The 17,313-nt window shown below is 41.2% G+C and carries 14 protein-coding genes; 2 read left to right on the forward strand and 12 right to left on the reverse strand.

Annotation, left to right across the window (positions count from 1 at the left end; translation table 11 throughout):
- Positions 1–11: 11 nt before the first annotated feature.
- From H3T55_RS14205 to H3T55_RS14240, 8 genes are all read right to left on the reverse strand, one after another.
- On the reverse strand, positions 12–3,029 hold the full coding sequence (locus tag H3T55_RS14205) for a polysaccharide lyase 8 family protein (protein WP_225535305.1): 3,018 nt from the start codon (positions 3,027–3,029) through the stop codon (positions 12–14).
- A 167-nt stretch (positions 3,030–3,196) separates the two neighbouring features.
- The gene (locus tag H3T55_RS14210; RefSeq protein WP_225535303.1) at positions 3,197–4,000 is read right to left on the reverse strand and encodes a gluconate 5-dehydrogenase; all 804 of its coding nucleotides are present in this window, start codon (positions 3,998–4,000) and stop codon (positions 3,197–3,199) included.
- A gap of 15 nt (positions 4,001–4,015) precedes the next feature.
- A complete protein-coding gene (kduI, locus tag H3T55_RS14215; RefSeq protein WP_225535301.1) occupies positions 4,016–4,858 on the reverse strand; it encodes a 5-dehydro-4-deoxy-D-glucuronate isomerase in 843 nt (280 codons plus the stop codon).
- Positions 4,859–4,871: 13 nt separating this feature from the next.
- Positions 4,872–5,879: a sugar kinase gene (locus tag H3T55_RS14220; RefSeq protein WP_225535299.1), complete on the reverse strand. Its 1,008-nt coding sequence runs from the start codon at positions 5,877–5,879 to the stop codon at positions 4,872–4,874.
- 4 nt (positions 5,880–5,883) lie between these two features.
- Positions 5,884–6,528, reverse strand: a complete 645-nt coding sequence (locus H3T55_RS14225) for a bifunctional 4-hydroxy-2-oxoglutarate aldolase/2-dehydro-3-deoxy-phosphogluconate aldolase (protein ID WP_225535298.1) — start codon at positions 6,526–6,528, stop codon at positions 5,884–5,886.
- Positions 6,529–6,553: 25 nt separating this feature from the next.
- Positions 6,554–7,363 carry a PTS system mannose/fructose/sorbose family transporter subunit IID gene (locus H3T55_RS14230; protein WP_225535296.1) on the reverse strand — a complete coding sequence of 270 codons (810 nt, stop codon included), beginning with the start codon at positions 7,361–7,363 and terminating at the stop codon, positions 6,554–6,556.
- Positions 7,347–8,135, reverse strand: coding sequence for a PTS mannose/fructose/sorbose/N-acetylgalactosamine transporter subunit IIC (locus tag H3T55_RS14235; RefSeq protein WP_087640526.1), 789 nt, complete (start codon positions 8,133–8,135; stop codon positions 7,347–7,349). The genes H3T55_RS14230 and H3T55_RS14235 overlap by 17 nt, the downstream gene beginning before the upstream one ends.
- A gap of 172 nt (positions 8,136–8,307) precedes the next feature.
- Positions 8,308–9,201: a PTS mannose/fructose/sorbose transporter subunit IIAB gene (locus H3T55_RS14240; protein WP_412523586.1), complete on the reverse strand. Its 894-nt coding sequence runs from the start codon at positions 9,199–9,201 to the stop codon at positions 8,308–8,310.
- A 266-nt stretch (positions 9,202–9,467) separates the two neighbouring features.
- Here H3T55_RS14240 and H3T55_RS14245 point away from each other — a divergent pair, with 266 nt between their 5' ends.
- Complete coding sequence (locus tag H3T55_RS14245) at positions 9,468–10,175, forward strand: GntR family transcriptional regulator (RefSeq protein ID WP_225535293.1); 708 nt, start codon at positions 9,468–9,470, stop codon at positions 10,173–10,175.
- Between the two features lie 22 nt (positions 10,176–10,197).
- Here the strand turns inward: H3T55_RS14245 and H3T55_RS14250 are convergent, their stop codons facing one another.
- From H3T55_RS14250 to H3T55_RS14265, 4 genes are all read right to left on the reverse strand, one after another.
- On the reverse strand, positions 10,198–11,976 hold the full coding sequence (locus tag H3T55_RS14250; protein ID WP_225535291.1) for a glycoside hydrolase family 35 protein: 1,779 nt from the start codon (positions 11,974–11,976) through the stop codon (positions 10,198–10,200).
- Between the two features lie 12 nt (positions 11,977–11,988).
- Entirely contained in the window at positions 11,989–13,152 is a 1,164-nt protein-coding gene (locus tag H3T55_RS14255) for a glycoside hydrolase family 88 protein (protein WP_225535289.1), read from the reverse strand.
- A gap of 388 nt (positions 13,153–13,540) precedes the next feature.
- Positions 13,541–14,371: a hypothetical protein gene (locus H3T55_RS14260; protein WP_225535288.1), complete on the reverse strand. Its 831-nt coding sequence runs from the start codon at positions 14,369–14,371 to the stop codon at positions 13,541–13,543.
- Positions 14,358–16,109, reverse strand: coding sequence for a DUF2264 domain-containing protein (locus H3T55_RS14265; protein WP_225535286.1), 1,752 nt, complete (start codon positions 16,107–16,109; stop codon positions 14,358–14,360). Before H3T55_RS14265 ends, H3T55_RS14260 begins: the two co-directional genes overlap by 14 nt.
- A 387-nt stretch (positions 16,110–16,496) precedes the next feature.
- Between H3T55_RS14265 and H3T55_RS14270 the strand changes: the two genes are divergently transcribed.
- Positions 16,497–17,306 carry a hypothetical protein gene (locus H3T55_RS14270; RefSeq protein ID WP_225535284.1) on the forward strand — a complete coding sequence of 270 codons (810 nt, stop codon included), beginning with the start codon at positions 16,497–16,499 and terminating at the stop codon, positions 17,304–17,306.
- Positions 17,307–17,313 lie beyond the last annotated feature (7 nt).

Genomic DNA, 17,313 nt, shown 5'->3' on the forward strand with positions numbered 1-17,313 from the left:
TTTTCGATGATTTATTCAACCACGATTTGCTTGCTGCTGCCATCCATCTGTTCAAAGGTTACAGTAAAGGTATCTGTTGCTGCATCATAAATGATTCCTTCACTTTGACTTACGATTTTGCTGTAATTTTTAGGCAGTTTCAAGGTCATTGTTTTGGATGTTTGAGTCGGATCTGAGAATACATAGGTTTGTTGATTGCCAGACGTTTTTTTCAACAGTGAGACTGCTTTATCTGAAGTGATCCCGGCAATGCTGCTGCCTGTTTCTTTCCAGATATTGACACCCAAATAATTTTCCTGTGGTAATTCTACTGCTTGGACTTCTGCAGTATTTGCTAAAATATTTACTGGTTTTTCTGCTGCATAAGCTTTTAGACCTGCTTCGTCTATTCCCGGCAATGTCACGTAGGCATAGCTTTCATCTACGGGATTTTTCCCATGATCGATCACAAATTTACGATAATCCCCTGTGTACTGCTCGTTATTAGGAAATGCTTCATTGATTTGTGCATAACTACCTGTACGTGTTTCACTGATGACATTGACTGCTGTTTCTTTCGGGAAATAATAGCCTATGCTGGCGTTTTGATGGTCCGACTGTAGTAAGAGCCATTGTTTACTACTTACTTCGCTGGCTTGTTTGATTGCACTATTATTGGAAATTACTTTGTACGTGTAATTATCATTCAACAGACGATTATCTACGATCGTTTCAATAGATGCAGTCGTATCACCTTTGATTCCTGCACCTAACGCAACGATTTGTCCGTCAACGATAAACCAAGATTTTTTAGCTTGAAGGTTCATCGGTAGGAGGGTGCCATTATTTTTGGTACCAGTCTTGTTCAGTGCCATTCCGACTGTTGCTAGACCTTCAAAATCCACGCCGCCGACCCATTTTTCTTTCGATGTCACAGTTGTAAAAGCAGAGACTTCATCTGCCAGTGCTACTGTATCTACTGTTGTTCCCGGTAAACGATAAGGGTCGACTGTCGGCCAGTAGGCAGAATTAAATTGAACCTCATCATCGTTATATAAATACATCATCCCGTCAGCCGTATGCCAGCCGCGTCTATTTTCTTTATTTCCAGCTTCAAAAGAAGAGATTCGACTAGAGTATAATCCCAAGCCCATCATGTAGACGGGTGTTCTTTGAACAAAACGATCCATCGAAGCATACATTTTTGTTCCAATAAATGGTAATGTCTCTCCAATAATCCCAGAATTGTCCAACAATGTCATCGTCATTTGCAGGTCATTAAAATCTCTCGCATTTGTTAAATAATAATCTGGATTTTCCTTGATCCAGTATTTAGCCGCTTCCTGAAATTTCTTCTGATACTCTGTTGGGGCAAATTTAGAGACGATCAATAAATTGTAAATCGTAGTGGAGCCATAGCCGACTTTAGTTTTTGCTGGTGCTCTTGAGATTGAGCGGCCATTGACAGTTGGCAGCATCTCGCCTTTATAGATCAATGGAAGAAATGCTCTGTCGACGTTTTCAACAAACTCGTTTACGATTTCTGGTGCCATTTCAAAGCTGGATTCTTTTGTGATCGCTAAGATTTGTCCGACACCTTTTATCAAAACATTCCCATATGAGCCTGTATATGGAATATTACTATGCTGGATAAATGAGCCGTCCTTATAAAAGCCGTCCCCTTTTGTAACTAATTTAAAGACATCAATGATACTGCTGGAGGCTTGCGTGATCTTGCCTTCATTTTTTTGTAAGATCCCTAATCCTAAAACAGTTAGAGCCAGATCGGTCCGATTCGCTCCAGAAGTCACGAAGTTTGGAATAAAGGCCAGATCGACAAATGTTCCTTGTGTTTTAGTGTACAGCTGTTTGAACGGATCTGGTACATAACCGCTTATCGCAGCGGTATATTGCTGTAATTTTTCTTCTGGCACATTATCCCCTAAAATCATCAACGTACTGATAAACTTTTGCGGAATACCAACTTGCCAATCCCACCAATTGCCATGATATTTTTTCCCATCGTAGCCCTTTTTAGTGACCATAAAATCCAAGCCATCGATGATCGCGGCTTCAACTGTCTTATCTTGGTACATCGGACTGCCTTTTGTGCCATATGCCAGCGCTAGCTTTTGCAGTTTGATGAATTGTGTACTTAGATCTGCTGACGCTGTATTTCCTTGTTCCAACGGCCAAAGATACGTGCGGTCTGCTGATTTGTTCATCGTTTGATATAATTCAGCAGCCTCTTCAGACAATGTTTGAACGTACTTGACTAGCGTCGGATTGGTTTCATCATACTGGTCAGAGACAAGCTGATTTCTCCATTTTTCTTTCAGCTGCGCATATTCGGCAGAACGATCGACTACGGGAATACTACCTACTTTGCCGCTTCGCATAGATAGAACCGTCAATTTTGATAAATTCCCGAACATCCGAATCCCCGGATATCCTTCCCAGTCACCGTCAATAGCAGACCCATTTGGATAAACGACGTCATTATTCTCATAGAAGAGCTGATCATTTAAAAAAGCTTTTATACTTTTCCCTTCATAACGAAGCATCAGCTTATATTGTTGACCAGTACTCAGTTTAGGTCCGGGAATATTAGCGATCCATTTTCCGCCTGGTTGACCTAGCTGCCATTGTCCGTCACGATTATAGGCAAATGACTGCCATTTACTTGAATTCTGCGTATCTCCGCGAAATACGAGTCCGAAGTTCGCCTGCCCTTCATATAAAAAGGTATACTCAAGATCCCCAGACGTTTGCTTACCAGCACTCAAGTTTAGTGAAACGGACTCTAAGCTGGTGCCTTGCTTTGTATTTGAAATCATTAATCCACTACTGTTGTTACTTTTGTCCGCTTTACCTACCATATCCTGCCATGTTCCTAATTGATTAGGAAAATCTGATGTGTATGCCGGCGGTTCCGCCTGAATTACATTTGCTCCTTCCTCTGCCAAACCAATCTTAGAAAAACCATAGAGCCCACTAAAAATAGCAAATGAGCACCCAACTGCAAACAAAACTTTCTTACCTGTTTTCATTACTTTATACCCTCCTTAGCAAACATTACGTCTGCTTTATTATAACCAAACAACCCATTATTCCTTACAATAAAATAATTTATCGATAAAAAGCAAGCGTTTTCATTTTTTCCAGGAGAAAAAGAGTGAAGAACAAACTGTCTCTACACTCTAATACTCATTTTTATTTATGGCTGCTTTCCGATATAGGCTAAAATACCGCCATCCACGTATAAAATATGGCCATTTACAAAATCAGAAGCACTAGATGCTAGGAATACAGCTGGGCCAGCAAGGTCTTCCGGCGTACCCCAACGCGCTGCTGGAGTTCGGCCAACGATAAACTGATCAAAAGGATGACGTTCCCCATTTTCCTGTGTTTCTCTCAGTGGGGCCGTTTGCGGTGTTGCAATATAGCCTGGACCGATCCCGTTACACTGGATGTTGTATTGCCCGTATTCGGACGCAATATTTTTCGTCAGCATTTTCAATCCGCCCTTAGCCGCAGCATAGGCACTAACCGTTTCACGGCCAAGCTCACTCATCATTGAACAAATATTGATGATCTTACCCCCGCCTTTTTCGATCATATCAGGAATAACTGCTTTGGCCATAATAAACGGTGCATTCAAATCGACATCAACGACTTGTCTGAATTCTTCTGCAGACATATCGATCATCGGAATCCGTTTGATGATCCCGGCATTATTGACCAATATATCGATCGAACCAACTTCTTCTTTGATTTTCTGCACTGTTTTTTGAACAGCTGCTTCATCGGTCACATCACAAGCATACCCTTTCGCTTCGATCCCAGCTTCTTGATAAAGTTTCATCGCCTGATCCACAGACTCTTGCGATAAATTATTGAACACAATGGTTGCTCCGGCTGCAGCTAATGATTTAGCGATTTCAAAGCCGATGCCATGCACTGCACCTGTCACTAGAGCAACTTTTCCATTTAGTTGAAATTGTTCCATCGTGAATGTCATCTGATTGCCTCTTTTCTATTTTAATTGATCCATTGGAACCATGTCCATGTCTGTATAAGTAATATTCTCACCGCACATCGACCAAATAAATGTATAATCTCCTGTGCCGACGCCTGAATGGATCGACCAGCTTGGTGAAATGATCGCTTGTTCATTGTCTACGACTAAATGCTTGGTTTCATCTGGTTTGCCCATCATATGGAAGACGCGTGTATCTTCAGTTGCGTAGTCAAAATACAGATACGCTTCCATCCGGCGTTCATGGGTATGACAAGGCATCGTATTCCAAGAGCTGCCTGGTTCTAAGACCGTGTAGCCCATTTGTAGTTGACAGCTTTCACATACGTTTGGATGAATATATTGATAAATTCTGCGTTTATTCAACGACAGCGACTCACCTGTTTCCATCGGTTTGATTTGATCGATACTGATTTTTACATTTGGGTATTTATGATGCGCCGGAACACTATTTACGTAAAACTTCGCTGGATTTTTCGGATCATCTGATCGGAAAATAACTTCTTTCGTTTCTTTCCCAATATAATAACCATCTTGTTTTTTCATTGACTCTGTTTGTCCGTCGATCGTGATCGATCCAGGACCGCCGATATTGATCACACCTAACTCTCTACGTTCTAAGAAATAATCTACACCTAATTCTTTTGTCAAAACAATTTCCAAAGGCTCTTCTGTCGGTGTCACTCCGCCAAAGATCATGCGGTCATTGTGTGTATAAGTCAAGCTGATTTCTCCTGGCGCAAAGACCTTCTCTACTAAAAATTCTCTACGTAATTCTTCTGTTGAATAGTGACGGATATCCTCCGGACTATGTGTATATCTATTTTCCATTTGTTGCATGTCATGACTCCCTTTAACGATTTATTTTTCCTGAACCGGCAGCTAAAAACTGCTCGACTTCTGCTTGAGTAAATTGATTGCAGTCCCCATGAACCGTATGCTTTAAGGCAGCTGCCGCTGTGGCGAAATCAATGATCGCCTGTGGTTCCATCTTTTCCAGCAGGCCATGTAAGACACCGCCGGAAAAAGCATCGCCCCCGCCAACCCGATCGATGATCGGATCGAGTTCATGAAGCTCAGATTCATAATACTGACCATCTATCCATAAGGTCCCCGTCAGATCATTCACGCTTGCTGAATGTACTGTCCGTTTTGTAGAATAAAACACCTCGATGTTTGGAAATGCTTGTTTCATACATTGATAATAAAAGGCAGTACTGTTTTCATCCGCTGTTGGAGTTGCGGTGATTCCCAGTAAATGAACAGCATCTAAGATTCCAGCTGAACAATAATCGACATAAGGTAAAACCTGTCTCAGAAAATGCCCAGCCTGTGCTTGACTCCATAATTTCCCGCGATAGTTCACATCAAAACTGATTTTACACCCAGCTTTTCTTGCCTGCTTCACCAAATCCAACGTAAGTGTCTGCCATTTGGGAGACAATGCCGGAGTGATCCCTGAAAGATGGAAGAGATCTACCTCATGAAACAATTCAGACATGTCCCACTCAAGTGTGTCCATTTCAGCAAAGCTTGAACCAGCCCGATCATAAATGACCGCGGCTGCCCGCTCACCGATTCCCGTTTCCAGATAGTACGTACCAAGCCGATGACCGCCAGTCAATAAGAAATCTGTAGTTACTCGGTAACGTTGCAGGTGTTTGCGGACGGCCTCTCCTAAAACGTTGTCAGGTACTTTACTGGCAAATACGACCTCATGGCCCAAATTTGCCAAAGAGATCCCAACATTCGCTTCCGCTCCGCCATAGTGTGCCTGCAGCTGTTCACTTTGAGTCAAGCGGTGCCCTGATTGCGTCGAAAAACGCAGCATGATCTCTCCTAAGGTAACGACTTTTCCCATCTGATCATCCCTTAATTTCTTTTAATTTTGCAGCATATTGCTTCGCCATTGCTGTCACTTGGTCAAAATCACCTGAGCTTGCTGGTGCAAGCAAGTCGCCGCCCACACCAACTGTAACGGCTCCAGCTTTAAACCAATCAGCCATATTTGCCAAGCTCACACCGCCTGTCGGCATAAGACTGACTTGAGGCATCGGTGCTTTGAATGCAGAAATGATACTTGGACCATATGCACTTCCAGGAAATAATTTGACGATATCTGCGCCACTTTTCAATGCTTCCTGTACTTCTGTGATCGTCATGCATCCAGGTAAATAAGGAACTTGGTATAAATTACATAATTCTGCCGTTTCCCGATCGAAGCTTGGACTGACGATATACTCCGCTCCTGCCATGATCGCTAAACGGGCGGTAACTGCATCTAAGACGGTTCCTGCACCGATCACGATTTCAGAACGATTTTGATAATAGCTCGTTAATTCTTTGAGCGCTTCATCCGCCTGAGGAACTGTAAAAGTCAATTCAATACCGGTTAGACCACCTGCTACGATGGCATGACTTGCTTTGACGGCTTCTTCTTTTGTCGCTCCGCGGACCACTGCAACAACTCCTGTTTTTTCTAAACGTGATAGAATCTCTACGCGTTTCATTTTCTCACCTGTTTCAATCAATTTCTTAGCCTAAGATCCCTAGTGCGCTCAATGCGATCGATAAGATCAAAATGATCCAGATCACTCGAGTAGAATTTAATTTCTTTTGTCCTAACATCCAGTACGTCAAAAGTACTAGCAAAATCGGCACCAACGAAGGTAAAATCGCATCCAATGTATCTTGGATCACTAATTCTACGCCATCTTTTTTATAAACGAATGGAACGGTCGCTTTGATCACAGATGGGATCAAGGCACCAATCACCGTCACCCCTAAAACTGTTGCAGCATTGGTAAAAGCGGATAATTTATCTTTCAATGTTGTGACTAATTTGACCCCTTGTTTATAACCAAGCGGCAATAATGCCGCACGACCGAATAAAAGAGCAATGTTTGCGATGATCCAAATCACACAGCCGACCACCGAACCATTTTGAGCGAGTGTTCCTGCTACCGAACCAAAAATCGTTCCCCAAATAACATGGAATAATGAATCCCCCACGCCGGCAAGCGAGCCCATCAAGGCTGTTTTTAGCGCTACGATCGTTTCTTTGGCTTTATGTCCATCTTGTTCTTCGATCGCCACATCGATTCCCATGATCAAATTCCCAAAAATAGCATTCGTATTGAAAAATTGGTTGTGGGTGCGCATCATATCTTGTAATTGCGTTTCATCGTGTCCGTAGAATTTTTTCAATACAGGTAAGATCCCGTATAGGTACCCTGAGCTCATCATCCGCTCATAGTTCCAGTTTAATTGACTCGCTAAAATATAACGCCAGCTGATTGCATTCAATTCTTTTTTTGTCAGTTTTTGATTACTCATCGCCATCATATCCTCCTTCAAAATCACTCGTACCAGAAGCTACTGCTGTTCCTTTTTCACCATCGCGCTTAAAGACTAACATCGCAGCGACCATCCCTACGATAGATACACCTAACATTGGTACTTGCAGATATGCAGCTAAAAAGAAGCCTAGTAGTAAATAAGGAATATATTGCTTGGTTGGCAGATAACGCAGTAGGATACCGACACCGACGACTGGAAGAACACCTCCAGCTGTTTTCAAACCTGTCATCAACCATTCCGGCATATTTTCAGTGATCGTTGTCACAACTGCATCGCCGGCTAATAACATCAGTAAAATGGGAATCGCACGAGATAGTCCCCATAAAAATGAACCAGATAACACTAAACGCGGAATCCGTTTGACCTGCATATTGTCGATAGCTTTGTCCACTCGATGTAAAAGAAACACATTACAGAAACGAGCGACAACGTCTAATTGAAGCATCAATAGTGATACTGGCACCGCTAAACCTATACCATATTCAGCACCTTTACCGGAAATCACTGCAAAGGCTGTCCCTAACACGGCGCCTGTAAAATAATCCGGAACAGAAGCCCCGCCGAATGCGGCGATTCCTAAACGCATCAATTGAAGCGTTCCTCCGACCATCAAACCAGTTTTTAGATCGCCCATGATCATCCCGGAAATCATTCCGGCAATCGCCGGCTGTGTCAACGTATTTGAAATAAGTGAATCATTGATTGCAATAAAAGCATAAACGGTAATAAGAATAATTTGATACGCTGCTAAATGCATGAAAATTCCTCCTAATTTTAAAAGTGTAGCGAAACGATAAGTTCCTGAACAATTTAGGAAATCATCTTAAAGAAGCTTTTTGGCTCGCTCTATTTTTGTCTTTTCCCCGAAAAGCTAGCCTGTGCAGCTAGATAAATAAATGTTCAACATCAGTTCAATTCTTCCTTAAAATTTACCCTCGTAATTTCTTCATAAAATCGATCGATGGATCATTCGGCACGAGTTGAGCGGTTATATTTACTCCTTTTGAAGCAATAGTTTCAAAAATCGTTTCTTCTTCTGGTAAAACTTGAATGCTCTTCGTCACTTCACGTGCGCCTTCTTTATAACTCATGTTCCCAACATTGACAGTTTTGATCGGACCATCTGCTTCAATAAAGCGTAAAACATCTTTCGGATTTTTAAATAATAGGAATAGACGCTGCTTTCCATATTTCCCTGCACGAATATTTTCAGCTGCAGCTTTAACTGGAAGAACCGATAGACGCATCGATGTTGGTGCTGCCATTCTTAAAGAAGATTTTTGTAGTGGATCGGAAGCTGCTTCATCATTTGCGACAATGATACGTTGAGTGCTTAAGCTTGTTGACCAGATCCCTGCAACTTGACCATGGATCAATCGTTCATCGATACGTGTATTGACGATATTTTCCTTTCCAGCATATTGACTAAAGTTGCTCAATTCTTTTTCCTTACTATCTTCGGTGATTTCTTTTTCAGCCTGATTCATACCAGCTTTCACATCAACAATATTTTCTCTAGACAAACATACTAACTCTTTGATCGTTGCTTTTTGATTGACAGCTGCTTCGATCACGATTGAAAGAGTCATGCCAGCAATGATCTCAACACCTTCGACATTCAAATAATTTTTTACTGCAACATTACACGGTGTTCCCCCCAATAGGTCTGCAATGATCAACGTCGATCCGTTAAGGGCTTTCATTTTATCATTCAACTCTTTTTCAAATTGGAGATTATCCCCATCTGGTCTTAATGAAACGGTATGCACGTTCTCTTGCTTCCCGACGATCATTTCCAGACTGACTTTGACCCCTTCTGCCATGCCGCCATGACTGATCAATACAATATTTTCCACTCATTTCCCTCCTAAAATGCAGGTCGCCCTACTTAACATGTTATGTATCTTATAAACATACTATAACACATGGAAAGTCATCCGTAAACCTAATATCTTAATATATTGAATTTTATTTTTAAAGCAACTTATTGTTGTTTTTTATTAACATATGCATCTATGAAGCAATTGCTAAAAACGAATTAACATGTTATGCTTGATACATTAGACGATATAAACGGAGGTCAGCAAGCATGCTCCCAAAATATGAACAGATCAAGCAAGATCTTTTACATGAAATCAAAAATCATACATTTATCCCCGGTGATAAATTTTATTCTGAAGCGGATATCAAACGAATCTATTCTGTCAGCTCGATCACTGCGGTCAAAGCCCTGAATGAATTGACTAGTGCCGGCTATCTATACCGCATCCAAGGAAAAGGGACTTTCGTTTCAAAAGCTAAAGTCTCTCAGAATGTTAAATTTTCAGATATCGAACTACATTCTATAGATTCTGAAAAAGTCAACGTCATTTCAGTAGAAGAAGAAAATCAACCCGAAATCTTGAAAGAATTAGGTTTAGCAGCAAATGCTTCATACTATAAGATCAAGCGTGTACGCTATTTCGGTGATGATCCTTTTTTAGTACACATTACTCATTTACCTAAAAAATTAATGAAAGAACCGATCGCTAAAGATTTGAGTGCTTATGCCAGTGTCTATGAACGGGTGAGGAAGGACTTCGCTGTAGATCTATTTTCACTCGCTTCAGTCGAAACAAACGAAATCGTCTTTCCTGATGATGCGGAGCTGCTGAATTTATTGCATTTGAGTTTCCGTGAACCGGCTGTCAAACAGGTCAAACATTCTTACTTAGCAGATGGCAGTGTAGCCGAATATATCGTGAGTTACAAGCACTGGAAATATTTCAAAACAAAAATAGAAGTAGAGGCCGAATGATCTTCGGAACTCTACTTCTTTTTTAATCGGTCAATGCTTTTTCAGAAAACACCAACTCTTTGATTTCCCGACCTTCTGTTTCAAAGATCACAACTTCATTTTTCCCTTTTTTTAAGAAGGCTTTTGGACAATAAAGTGAACGAATCGGCCCGATAGACCAATAGCGACCTAAATTGACGCCATTCACCAGCACGACTCCTTTTCCATACTGACTGCAATCAATAAAGGTATCTGCTATATCAGCTAATTCAAACTCGACTTGATAAAATGAAGGCTGTGACGGATTTTTCTCAGCGTTATAATCGATCGCATGTAGCTGTTCTTCAGATAAAGCCAACGCATATTGCTTATATCCTTGATGAAAATGAATATCCTGCATGATACCGCCACGAATCCCTTTCGATTGTGTCGGTCCATTCAATTTGAAGCCATAATTCACTCGACCTAAGTTTTCTACTAAAACATCCAGCTCGATCGTCTCTTTATCAGAAGTGCCATTTACCACCAATTCTTCCCCGATATCTTCTTGATATTGTACCGCCTCAAGCTCTCCGTCTACATAAACTTGAACCCGATCACTTGCTTCGATGATCTTCAACTTGTTTTCGCGGTGGTAATTTTTCAGCTCCACGGAATAAAGAAGATACCCATAACCTTCTCCAGCTTCTTCCATACTTAGTGGATACACCGTTTCCTGTGGTTTCATGATTTGATCTTTTATCGAAAACAAAGATACACTATTCGTTACTGGATACTGTCCTAAGTCGATCATTTTTTTTGTGCGTGGTTCTGCTTGCCAAACATCTGGACAAACTTCTTTGATCGCTTTTTGAACATGATAATATTTTTCTGTAGGCTCTCCGGCCTCTGTCAGCAACGCATCATAATCATAGCTAGTGACTTGCGGCAGATCAAGCGTTCCACGGGCTGAACAGCCATTATAAAAACCAAAGTTGGTTCCGCCATGGAACATATATAAATTCAGTGATCCAACCTCAAGCATATCTTTGACTTCTTTGGCTAGATCCTGACCATCCCGCTTGATGATCGGCTCCCCCCAGCGGTTGAACCAGCCATCCCAATATTCCATACACATGATCGGCCATTTTTTTCCATGACGCGCCATAAACTTACGCATCACTTCTGCATTTTCTTTAGAATGGCTGCCAAAATTTCCAGCTACAAAAACATCCTCTTCAATCAATGTTCCCGCATCCAGCACCTCATCCCAGGCACCATCCGAAGTGAATAATGGAACATCTACACCAAACTTTTCCATCAGTTGTTTTGTTTGCCGCAAATACTCCTTTTCCATGCCGTAAGAGCCATATTCGTTTTCCACCTGCATCATGATCACTGGACCGCCATGAGTGATCTGCAACGGCACTAGTTTAGGAATCAATACACTAAAATAATTGTGGACTTTGTTCATAAAACGTGGATCTGTTGACCGTAAACGCAGTCCTTTTTCTTTTAACAGCCACGCAGGTAAACCGCCAAACTCCCATTCTGCACAGATATACGCTGAGGGACGCAAAATCACGAATAATCCGATTTTTTGCGCCAATGTTACAAAGCGCTCAATATTTTTCAGTCCTTCAAAATCATAGACCCCTTCTGTCGGCTCATGTAGATTCCAAGGGATATATGTCTCGACCGTATTGGCCCCTAAGGCTTTTAAATTATACAAACTATCTTCCCATTGCTCTGGTGTCATTCGAAAATAGTGGATCGCACCACTGATCAATTTGATCGGTTTTCCATCTAGTAAAAAATCTTCTTTTATTTCAAACGTCTGCATGTCCATTCCCCTTTACCAGTATCTTTGCCATTGCGGATTTGCTAATCGGATCAAGGCTTCCAAGTAAAAATAGTCTCCCCATAAATTGGGTTCGTCGATTCCTTTCCCTTCCGCATGTGCATATACACCATGTAATAACAGCCCTTCATTCTCAGGAAGATGTTTCGCTGAGTAATGTTCTCCTAACTGATAGACCATTCCTTTAGCGAGCATTTCAGCTTCTGGAAAAGCTGCCAATTTCTCTGCTTCCATAAGCCCGCAGGCTGCAATTGCCAGTGACGAGCTATCTTTATCAGATGGATGCTGATCGGTAAAATCAAAGTCCCAATAAGGAATTAAATCTTCTGGTAAATGGGCCAAAAATACATCAACGATTTGTGCATAGTTTTCTGGAAAAGGCACCGAATGAAGATAACTCTCATTCAAAGGAATCCCTAATACCGCCCAGCTCTGTCCACGCGCCCAAATCGAAGAATCGCTATGTCCCTGATGCGTCGCACCATGGCTTGGCTGTCCTGTTTCAGGATCAAAATAATACGTATGGAAGGTCGTTGCATCCGCTTTGATCACTGTTTTCATCAATGTCTGATAATGTTTTTCAGCCACCTCAGAATAATGTGTATCACCTGAAATTTCTGTCGCTTCAAATAAAAGAGGTAAGTTGATCAAAGAATCGATGATCAAGCGGTATTCTTTAGGATCACCATATTGTCCCCATGCCTGAATAAATTCACCCTGCTCTTGAAACCTTGCCAGCAGAACATCTGCCGCTTGCAACACTTCCTGTTTACACTGATCGTTTCCCGTGATCTTAAATCCTGCTCCGGCGGATAGACTATACAAAAAACCGATATCATGATGATCCAATACGAAATGATCATCCAAGCGCTTTTGAAAACTCTGGATATTTTCCATTGCCAACGCTAAAAATTTATCTTTCTTCGTCCATTCATATGCTAACCACAGCATGCCTGTCCAAAAGCCATTCGTCCAGTCGTCATTTGCTTTGATTCGATACTGACCATTTGTTGCACATGCTGATGGAAACTGTGTACCAAAGCGCTGCATGTTCTTTTCGATTTGCGAGACACACCAGTCGATTTGCTCGTTTAGCCACGTTTCTGTTACATTTCCCCCTAATTCGACCAGTCGTTTTTTATTTTCCTGAAGACTCATTATACAACTCTCCTTAACTTGTTAACATATTAACTAAAATCATTATAACGTAAAAGAAAATAAAATGCGACCTTTCTTCCTGAAATAATCGAAAAATAATGAGGTTGAGACAGAAGTGTCTAATCCCGAGAAATAAGAAAGAATTCACGAAAATTGTTTTCCAAATTTTTGTGAATTCTTTCTTATTTCCGACCTTCAAAGCTTAGGGCTTTAGCCCTTAGCATTTGATGAGATCGGAGTGCAACGTAGTGGGATTGCTTCTGCTCTCACCGTTTATCCGGATTCCAGGCGTCTAGGATTTGACTCACAGAGTTTTGTCCCAGACCCTAAACCTGAATAGGCAGCGAGAAAAAAGCAACTCCTTCTTATTTTTCTGAGCTGAACACTTTTATCCCTTATTTCTCCCGAAAACTTCGATTTGTGTCAACGCAGGAAATGGAGAAGCATCTTCTGCTTTTTTCAATTGTTTAAATATCAACTTGCTGGTTTCCTTCACTGGAAAATGAATCTCTTGAAATTCAACTGCATTCGTTGTTTTTACGATCCTCTCTTCACCATCAGAAAATGCTAGTGTGACTTCTTTCCAATAGCTATCGTGAGGGTAATCGGCCCGAAACAACAAACGAACCCAATCGATTTCTACCATTCGTCCAAAATCGATGGTCAGTGCAGCATCAGTCTGTTGATTGATGCCCCAAGAAGCAAACGGATATGAACCATGAGACAAGTTTCCAAATTTGCCATCGATCGCATTTTTAGCAAAAAATACGGCATCGTCTCTGGTTTCTACATTGGCATGTGCATGTGGATAAGCACCTGAAAATTCTTTTTGATCATGAGAATTGAACGTCAAATTTTGGTAGGCTTCTATCTCAAAGGCATGCGCTTGTCGTACCATGATATGATGACGTGTTGAACGAAAAGCAGTTTCTACAGATGCTTTCCTTGCAGATTCTTCTAGCGGAATGATATATTCCCACGTTTTTTGTGGTAAATAAAGGATCGAAGGTGCTAGTGTTTCATCTAATTGTGCTACAAAATAAGGATGATCACCGACCACTGTTACAGTGATTTTATCCCCAGCTTCATAAGAATAATTTTTGATAGCCAATACGGCAAGCTCTTTCCCTTCTGCAACGAATGGGTGCTCCTCCTTCTCATGATCGATACGACCAACGATCGTTTGATTCTGTTTATTTTTCAATTCAATTTTTATCATCTTTTTCTGTCCTTTCTTTCTCAGCAACGATCCCGCCAACTAAACAAATCAAACGATGATTGCCCACTGGCAGCTCTTTTAGTAAACATGGCAAACTAGTTCTCTGGAAAAACAATGAGGTATTGACTTCCGGCTGAATAATGGTCGCCTCATCATATCCTGAAATAGCGATCATCCGTGATGTCAACTCCCCTTCGGAAACACTGCACCACGTTGAACCAATCACCCCATTAGCATTACGTCCAGATAGAGGCACACTGAAGCCGCCTTCTCGAATTTCCAAAGGCATCGTTGTTTCTATGTCATGGACACGCAGATGCCATTGTCCGAATGGATAGATTTCTGTCTGAATGCGAACTTCTTCAAATGGCATCCACTTATAGGAAACGCAGTCTTCTGTCAGTTGGTACGCTGTAACCTTCCCTTTCGTTCGAAAATACAAACCATCACGCGAAAGAGCCAAGGTATTATCAAAGGCACCTTCCTCATAAGAAACGCCAGCTTTAGGTACACTAAAGCCGAATTTGGTTGAATAAACAAACTTACTATACTTTGCCTGTGCATGTGCCTGATTCTCGATCATCATCCCAGCAGGATAACCTAACAAATGATTTCCTGATGCCTCACGAACGAATAGCATATTGCCTTTTTCGATCACTCTTTTTTCTGTCCTCTGAATAGGCAGAGGAGCTGCCGACCAAAATGGATGCTCTTCTTTCACTGCCAATAACAAAAAGGTCTTGAGTGCCCAGTATGGAGAACCAGGTGCATTGTAGCCTTCTGCCATCACCAAATTTTCATAATGATAGCCGATCGACAATCGTCCATCAAAGGTAAATATGTCATGATTCATCCAGCGTTTTAAATGCGTAGACAACAGCGTTTTCACTTTTCCCCAAGCAATCGCCTCTACATCTGCGAAAACTAACGCAGAGAAAAAAGCACCTTGTGCGAAACGGTACGTCTGACTTCTGCCATAAGGTAATGCTTCTCCCTCTTCATCGAAATAATAAATAAAATCCTGTGCAAATAACATTGCTCGTTCAATAAAACGCTCTGACCACTTCGGATCTTCTGATTTCATAAACGTAGCATAAATCAAGCCATAATAATGAAAAGCAAATGCTACATAATAATCCCGCTGTGTTGCTTTTCCATCCACGTACCAGCCTTCACCAATGTACATAAAATCGATCAATTCCAGTTCTTGCTCTAACTGTTCTTTTTCTAGTGCTTCTCCACAATGATAAAGCGCAAGGCGGATCAATACCTTGAAAAAAGTCCAGTTGTTTTTCGGGATCTTACGTGTCAAAGCCTGTGACAGCCATTCCACCACAGATTGCTGATTTTGTTCAGGTAGTTGCTCCCAGAAATATTCTTTATGCAGTAATAACGTCAAAGCTAAGGCTGCTGCTTCAACGATGTATTGATCATAATCTTTTATGTCTCCCCAATAGTCTGCGTTCTTCGGATCGGTTCCTTTTATCAATTTAGCGACATAAGCGTCTCTTAGTTCATCATCCTGACAAGCAGTCCAGTACGGGGCGACTCCCCACAAAGGACGCACAAGCGCTTCCATTTCCGTTCGTTTTCGATCATAGACAGCACCACTGCTCCCTAAGTTCACTCCTGGCTGATCATTCTCTAGTATGATCGCTCTTAACGGCTGCATGATTTTTTCTAAAGCTTCCTGATAATCCTGCCGAGTCAAAAAAGGATTTTCACTCAAAATTCCCACGGTGGCTCCTCCTTCATCAATTTATTGAACAGGATAGCAAGCAAGTTCAGATTTTTCAAGCCTTATTTTCTTACTAGCAGACTCAAAAATGAGAAATTTATTTCACTAGTCTTTCACTTAACCTATTATGTTAAACCCTCAAGTTTACTAACCCTTTCAAACAGCTCTTTCATAAATTTAGTTACCCTCACATTCATGAGAAAAAAATGAGTTTTTCTAGCAAAAGCAGTATCCGATTTTCATAATTAAATTTTGGGATTTATTTTACCTTTAGAGTTTAAAATAACGTTTGTCTTCAAACGTTATAGACATTCACATGAAAGGAGTGAAAGACTTACAGCAATTTTCATGGTAAAATTTAGCTATCAAAAAACAAAGGAGCCTCCCATGGAAATCAAACTAGATGTGGCGATCACCCCAAAAAAGACAACGATAAAAATAAAGCCTACTCAAAGCACTATTACTATTTTACCTGTAACAAAAGCGAATATGAAACTCGCTCTATCAGAGCTTTATATGTTACTAAACGATCATACGATTATTTCGATCGGCCGATCCGAAGTTCCTGATACAATCGAAAAAACTGCATTTAATAAAATTATGCATTTCTCTGTCCCATGGGATGTTGAGCTAGATTACCTAGAACAATCACTCATCAATGAGGCAAAAAAATGTGGACATGACTTGATCCAAACTCAACAAACGGAAATTACGATTCCTAAGAATGCTCAAAAAACGACGACCGCATTCAAAGAAGAGCTCTTAGCTGTTTTAAAAACTTTTGGCTATTCTTTAAGCCTGGCTCCAGAAGCCAAAAATGACAAACCAAAACCTGCTAAGGCGCGTCATAAGTGGACGAAAGAAGTCAGCCAAATCGAATTTACTGTCGATACCCGAGAGAGCAAAGCGACCGTTTTCTGGCAAAAACGGAATGAAATGTTGCTAAAAGCTGGGGCTACACTGATGGCCACAGCCCCTTTAAACAAGGATGGTTCCCTAGGCTTTTCTGCAAAAATGGGGCAACGCATTCGTGAAGATCACGTTGATAAGATCAAAAATAATGTGACCACCGAAGATATCGTCTTAAAAAGCGTTAATGAAGTTGGCTTATTTCTTTATTTCGGCGGCACTAACAGCTGGCTGGAGTTGACTGATAGAGATGGAAAAACGATCAATGAATGGACTGTTATTGATTAAGTAAAAA

Origin of the sequence: Enterococcus sp. S22(2020), from assembly GCF_020295385.1 — a bacterium.
Lineage (GTDB): Bacteria > Bacillota > Bacilli > Lactobacillales > Enterococcaceae > Enterococcus_L > Enterococcus_L dunnyi.